The organism is Bacteroidota bacterium, from assembly GCA_018698135.1.
In the GTDB taxonomy this organism is placed as follows: Bacteria; Bacteroidota; Bacteroidia; order CAILMK01; family JAAYUY01; genus JABINZ01.
The window spans coordinates 1-5230 of sequence record JABINZ010000019.1 but is presented as its reverse complement, the minus strand read 5'-3'; the positions used below and the strand labels follow the sequence as shown (position 1 = coordinate 5230).

The following is a 5230-nucleotide window of genomic DNA, read 5'->3' as shown; positions in this document are numbered from 1 at the left end:
TTGTCAATAAATTCTTTGCTTAGCCCAATATCAACAACTTCCCAATTCTTAACATATTGATGATTATCAGCTAGAAAAAAGCAAAGTTTAGGTGTTTGCAGACTAATTGTATAATCGGCTTGAACGATTGATGAATCCGAATTAATCCCATCACAAAATAAGCCTGATGGAATATCGAGTGCAATAATTTTAGCATCTGATCGATTTATTTTTTCAATAATGGATTTGGAAAATCCTTTGATAGGTCTACTCAGTCCTGTTCCCCACATGGCATCAATCACAACATCATTATTCTCAATTTGTGGGAATTTTGCATTCTCATCCAAATGAATAATTCTGGTTGTTTTCGTATTTTTTAATCTATCATAATTGCAAACAAAATCTTCAGATGCCTGATTGGAGTACTCAATAATATAGGAAGTCACTTTATAGTTCTGATTCATGAGCAAGCGTGCTGCAACAAGTCCATCGCCACCATTGTTTCCTTTGCCACAAAAAATATGTATTTCTCCCTGAATGAGTACTTTTTTCAATAGCCTTTTTACAAACTGAGAAGCTGCTCTTTCCATTAAATCGATAGAAGCAATCGGTTCATTTTTAATGGTGAAAGCATCTGTCTCACGGATTTGTTTTTGATTTAAGATCTTCATATTGCTTAATAATAAGATAATCAAAGATTATTAGCTGGCTAAAGTTATTCTATTTTCATAAAAAGGAAAAACGAATTACGATAAGAAATAACTAATTTTATCCTTTAGTAAAACATGGTCGATTTGATTTTAAATCAACATTATGAACCTTTATTTAGTTATCATTTTTGGAAGCCTTTTATTTTCAGCTTTTTTTAGCGGAATTGAAATCGCCTATTATCAGGCAAATCGACTCAAAATTGAACTCGACAAAAACAAAGGATATACTTCTGCCCGTATACTTTCAAACTTTATTTCACATCCAACTCGATTTATTACCAATACCTTGGTTGGAAACAATATTGCTTTGGTAATTTATGGCTTGGTTTTCACCAGATTGTTAAATTTAATGTATCCAGGAGGTGTTTTTGGGATACATAGTTCATTCTTTTCATTTTTGGTACTCACTGTTATTTCTGGTTTAATTGTTTTAATTTTTGCTGAATTTATACCCAAAGCTTTATTTATTATCAACCCTAACAGAGTATTGAAGATTATTATTATTCCTTTTCAAGTTGTTTATTATGTGTTGTTCCCCATTAATATTTTAGTGTCTTCTGTTTCGTCTTTACTGCTTCAATTAGCTGGTATAAAAGTAAATGAAAGGCGGCCAGCATTCGATTATCACGATTTATTCTACATCGTTAATAAGGAGGATGATAATCCAGAATATGAGGCTGAAGTAGATTTAGATACACAGATTCTGAAAAATGCTATTGAGCTGCCGAAAATTAAAGTGAGAGAATGCATGGTTCCTCGACCTGAAATTGTTGCCATAGATATTGAGGATAGTTTGGACATATTAAAGGCCAAATTCATTGAGACAGGGCATTCTAAAATACTGGTGTTTAAAGAAACAATAGATCAAATAATAGGTTATGTTCATTTAGTTGATTTTTTAGATAGACCCGAGACAATAAAAAAACTAATTCGGCCTGTTTTTATTATTGCTGAATCAATGCCTGCCAATGAACTTTTAAAAGAATTTACTTCTTCCAATAAAAGCATCGGGCTGGTTGTTGATGAGTATGGTGGCACCGCAGGAATTGTTTCTATTGAGGATGTGTTGGAAGAAATATTTGGCGAGATTGAAGATGAATTTGATAGTGATGCTTTGAAAGAAGAGAAATTGAGTGATTCTGAGTATATCTTTAGTACACGACTTGAGATTGACTATTTGAATGACAAATATGGATTTGACCTTCCTGAGGGAGAATTTGAAACGATTAGTGGATTAATATTAGAAATTCACCAAAGCATCCCACATAAAAACCACACAGTAAAAATTGATCGATTTTCATTTAAAATATTAGCAGCTACTGAAAGTAGAATTGACGAAGTGCTTATGAAAATAGTACCGACTTCTGAATATTGATTTAGAAATCAAACGTTATTTTGCTGAAATAAACACAACAGCATTTTTTCCAAATAATACCTCAGGCGAATTGATGATTTCAGGAGCCTGATAAATATGGTTATTGACTTTATCTGAAGCAGCACCCGATATAAGTACAGCAACCTGATCCTGCAATTTAATTATCTGACCGTCCTTCGTTTTCACAATTTCTCCGTTACTCAGCCATCTTCTTAATTTAATCTGAGGCCATGTTCTATAAGGTTCAATATTTCCCAATAAATTTTCTGCAAATCGTAAACCTGCGGTATGCCATAGCGACATTTCTAATTCGTTAGATTCTTTCAGAATTACCTGCATTTCTTTAGTGGAAAGCCAAAGAGCTGTAACCGGAGTATCCGCAATAACGGTAGCAGTTCGTGGAACTCCTGCCAATACCGACATTTCGCCAATAACACCTCCGGAACCTTGTAAATCAACAGTTGTTTCTCCAACCACTACCTTAACGGCTCCTCGAGCAATAATTACCATTCCACTTTCACCACTATCACCTTGAGATATTAATGAATAACCAAGTGGATGATTTTTTTCTATGGCGATGGCTTTTACTTTCTGAATAATAGAGTCATCGACCTGCTTGAGCCAAGGTAATTGTTCAAGTATTTCAATGGGTTCGGGCATTTTAATGATAAGTGGAGCCTCCATCAGTTTTTTCATTCTTAGCTCCATATCAACGATTAGTCCGGCTGCTTCAGAATCTTCAAGCTTGCCTTCTTTCTGTAATTTTTTGATGGAACTTTTTTCATAATTCAAAACTGATCGGGCAGCTTGTCGGGTTTCGATAGCCTTCGTTATTTCAGGATAGGCTTGGTGTGTTTCTTTTAAATATGTTAAACCTTTTATCCTGTTAGAGTTAATTTCATCTTTAATCGTGGTGGCAATTCGCTCTTCTTCATCATCAGTTACATCATCCTGATTAAAATCGAAGTCCATAATGGAAGCTAATTTTGCAATTTCTTCTTGTGAAATTACAAATCCTCTGGCAGTATCATAATTTACTGCCAGTCGATCAAGCAATGATTTTCGGGCAATAGCGCCAATAATTGGTGCAGATTGTAATTTGCTTAATAATTTAGGTGCTCTCCACAAGTTTGCCAGATAATCTCGTTCATTTAAAGGAATTGTTCCTTCCTTGTCAATTACTTCTTTAATGTTATCTGTGAGTTTTGTATAAGCAAGTGGGGCTAATAATCCTTCTTTAAACTGATTCCAGTAGCTGCTTTTTTCTTTTTCTAATATTCTTCTTCGTGCTTCTGAAAATGGATCCATTTTGGCAATATCGTCTGCTGATAATGTTGGAATGTTGTGTTTAGGAAGATATTCTCTAACCTGATTCCAATCAGCTCCATTCATGAATCGATCTTTTCTAAGAAGCTCAATTTCATTATCCAAACTCTTATCGACAGACCGAAAAACATTGGAAAACATCATCACTTTTACAGGAGGAATATCTGTCAAACCCAATGCTCTAACAACGAATTTAATGGTAGTGGCATTAATTAATAATGTTAAGGCAACAATTCCTGCTAAGTAAAACAAAAATTGGTCGGCAACTAATTGCAATTCAGGACTCAGATTATCAACTTTTGCAATTTCACCAACAAAAATAAGAGCCAAGGCCAAACCAACAGCACCACGTAATCCTCCATACCAAGCAACAATGGCGTCTTTTTTAGGGAGACCGTAGCCAACTTTTTGCATTAGTGGGTAAAATACAGCTATTACTATAGCTCGAATAATATGGATACCTACATATAATATAATCAAAGCTAAAAAGTCATTGAAGCTAAATCGGGTACGTTCGGCTATGACAACACCAACGATTACAAATATTAATGTATTGGCAATAAAGGCGGCTAATTCCCAAAATTCATGCAGAAAGTGTTGTACTTCTGCGCTGATACGCGTTCGACCAGCACTTGCCATGGCTAAACCTAAAGCAACCAAACCTAATACACCAGAAACATGGAAGAAATGCTCAGCTACATAAAAGGTTAGATAAGCGGCAACTACAATCAAGGTTATTTCGATCATGGCATCATTAAATACCCTGCGAACCCAAATAAGAGTGATTCCTCCAATCAGTAATCCCATGATTATACCACCCAGAGCAACTCTGAAAAATTCGTATAAAACACTATTTCCACCACCATGAACATGCAGTTCAAATGGTAAAATGGCCATGAAAACGAAAAACAAAACAATGGCTGTTCCATCATTCAAAAGAGATTCTCCTTCAATAAGAGTTCCCAGTTTTTTGCTAGCACCCAATTCTTTTAATAGGGCAACTACTGCAACAGGGTCGGTTGCACTTACAACTACACCAAACAGAAAGGCCAGTTTCCATCCCCAATCCTTGAATCCTATGTCGATAGCACTGAGGCCTTTGACCATACCACCTGTTAGAAAAAGTGCCAATAAAATCCCAGGGATTGCTAAAATTGCAGCATTACCAACTGTTTTCTTAAAAGTATGTACATCCATAGCAAAAGCTGCTTCGAAAATCAATATGGGCAGAAAAATAAATAAAATTACGTGTGGATCAATCGTTCCTGCCCAATGCAATGCATTATTAAGAGTGTGCCAGAAATGACCATGTAAATTTTCAAAAACATCAAATCTGACCAGCAAACCCAAGCCAATTCCAAATATCATCAACAGTACAGTATAAGGTAAAGGCGTTTTTTTTAAGAAATGACGAGTTGCGGTTCCAATAACCAAGGCGATGATGATGAAAAATAATGGTTCCATATTCCTTTATTTTATTATTTATTTTGTGTTTTGAGTGAGCATGTAAAGTTGTGAATTGTTTTTTTAATCGCTCTTTTTAATCTGATGAAATTTAATAAGAATTTTTAATATCAGAAAATAACTGAATCATTAAAGTCCTTATGTAACTTTGAGAGAGTCAAAGTACCTTAAATCATGAAAGGAGTATTGTATTTAATTCCAAACCGATTGTCTGATGAAGAAGTAAATCAGTTTATGCCTGTTTATAATAGTAGTATTTTGCATAAACTGAAATATTTTATAGTCGAAAATTTAAAGCCTGCCCGTGCGCTGCTAAAATCGGCTGGAGTTTCAACCCCTTTTCAAGGAATCAATTTTTTTGAATTGAACAAAAGAA

At 34.8% G+C, this 5230-nt stretch carries 4 protein-coding genes; 2 read left to right on the top strand and 2 right to left on the bottom strand.

The features are described from left to right. Positions 1-650 (bottom strand): NAD(P)H-hydrate epimerase (locus tag HOG71_01490; protein MBT5989501.1); only part of this gene is annotated, 650 nt, incomplete at its 3' end. Between the two features lie 142 nt (positions 651-792). Between HOG71_01490 and HOG71_01485 the strand changes: the two genes are divergently transcribed. Beyond that, positions 793-2064 (top strand): HlyC/CorC family transporter, encoded by a 1272-nt coding sequence (locus tag HOG71_01485; protein ID MBT5989500.1) that lies wholly within the window; start codon positions 793-795, stop codon positions 2062-2064. A 15-nt stretch (positions 2065-2079) separates the two neighbouring features. Here the strand turns inward: HOG71_01485 and HOG71_01480 are convergent, their stop codons facing one another. Beyond that, positions 2080-4854, bottom strand: coding sequence for a cyclic nucleotide-binding domain-containing protein (locus tag HOG71_01480; protein MBT5989499.1), 2775 nt, complete (start codon positions 4852-4854; stop codon positions 2080-2082). 174 nt (positions 4855-5028) lie between these two features. Between HOG71_01480 and HOG71_01475 the strand changes: the two genes are divergently transcribed. Further along, on the top strand, positions 5029-5230 hold a 202-nt coding region (locus tag HOG71_01475; protein ID MBT5989498.1), incomplete at its 3' end, for an SAM-dependent methyltransferase.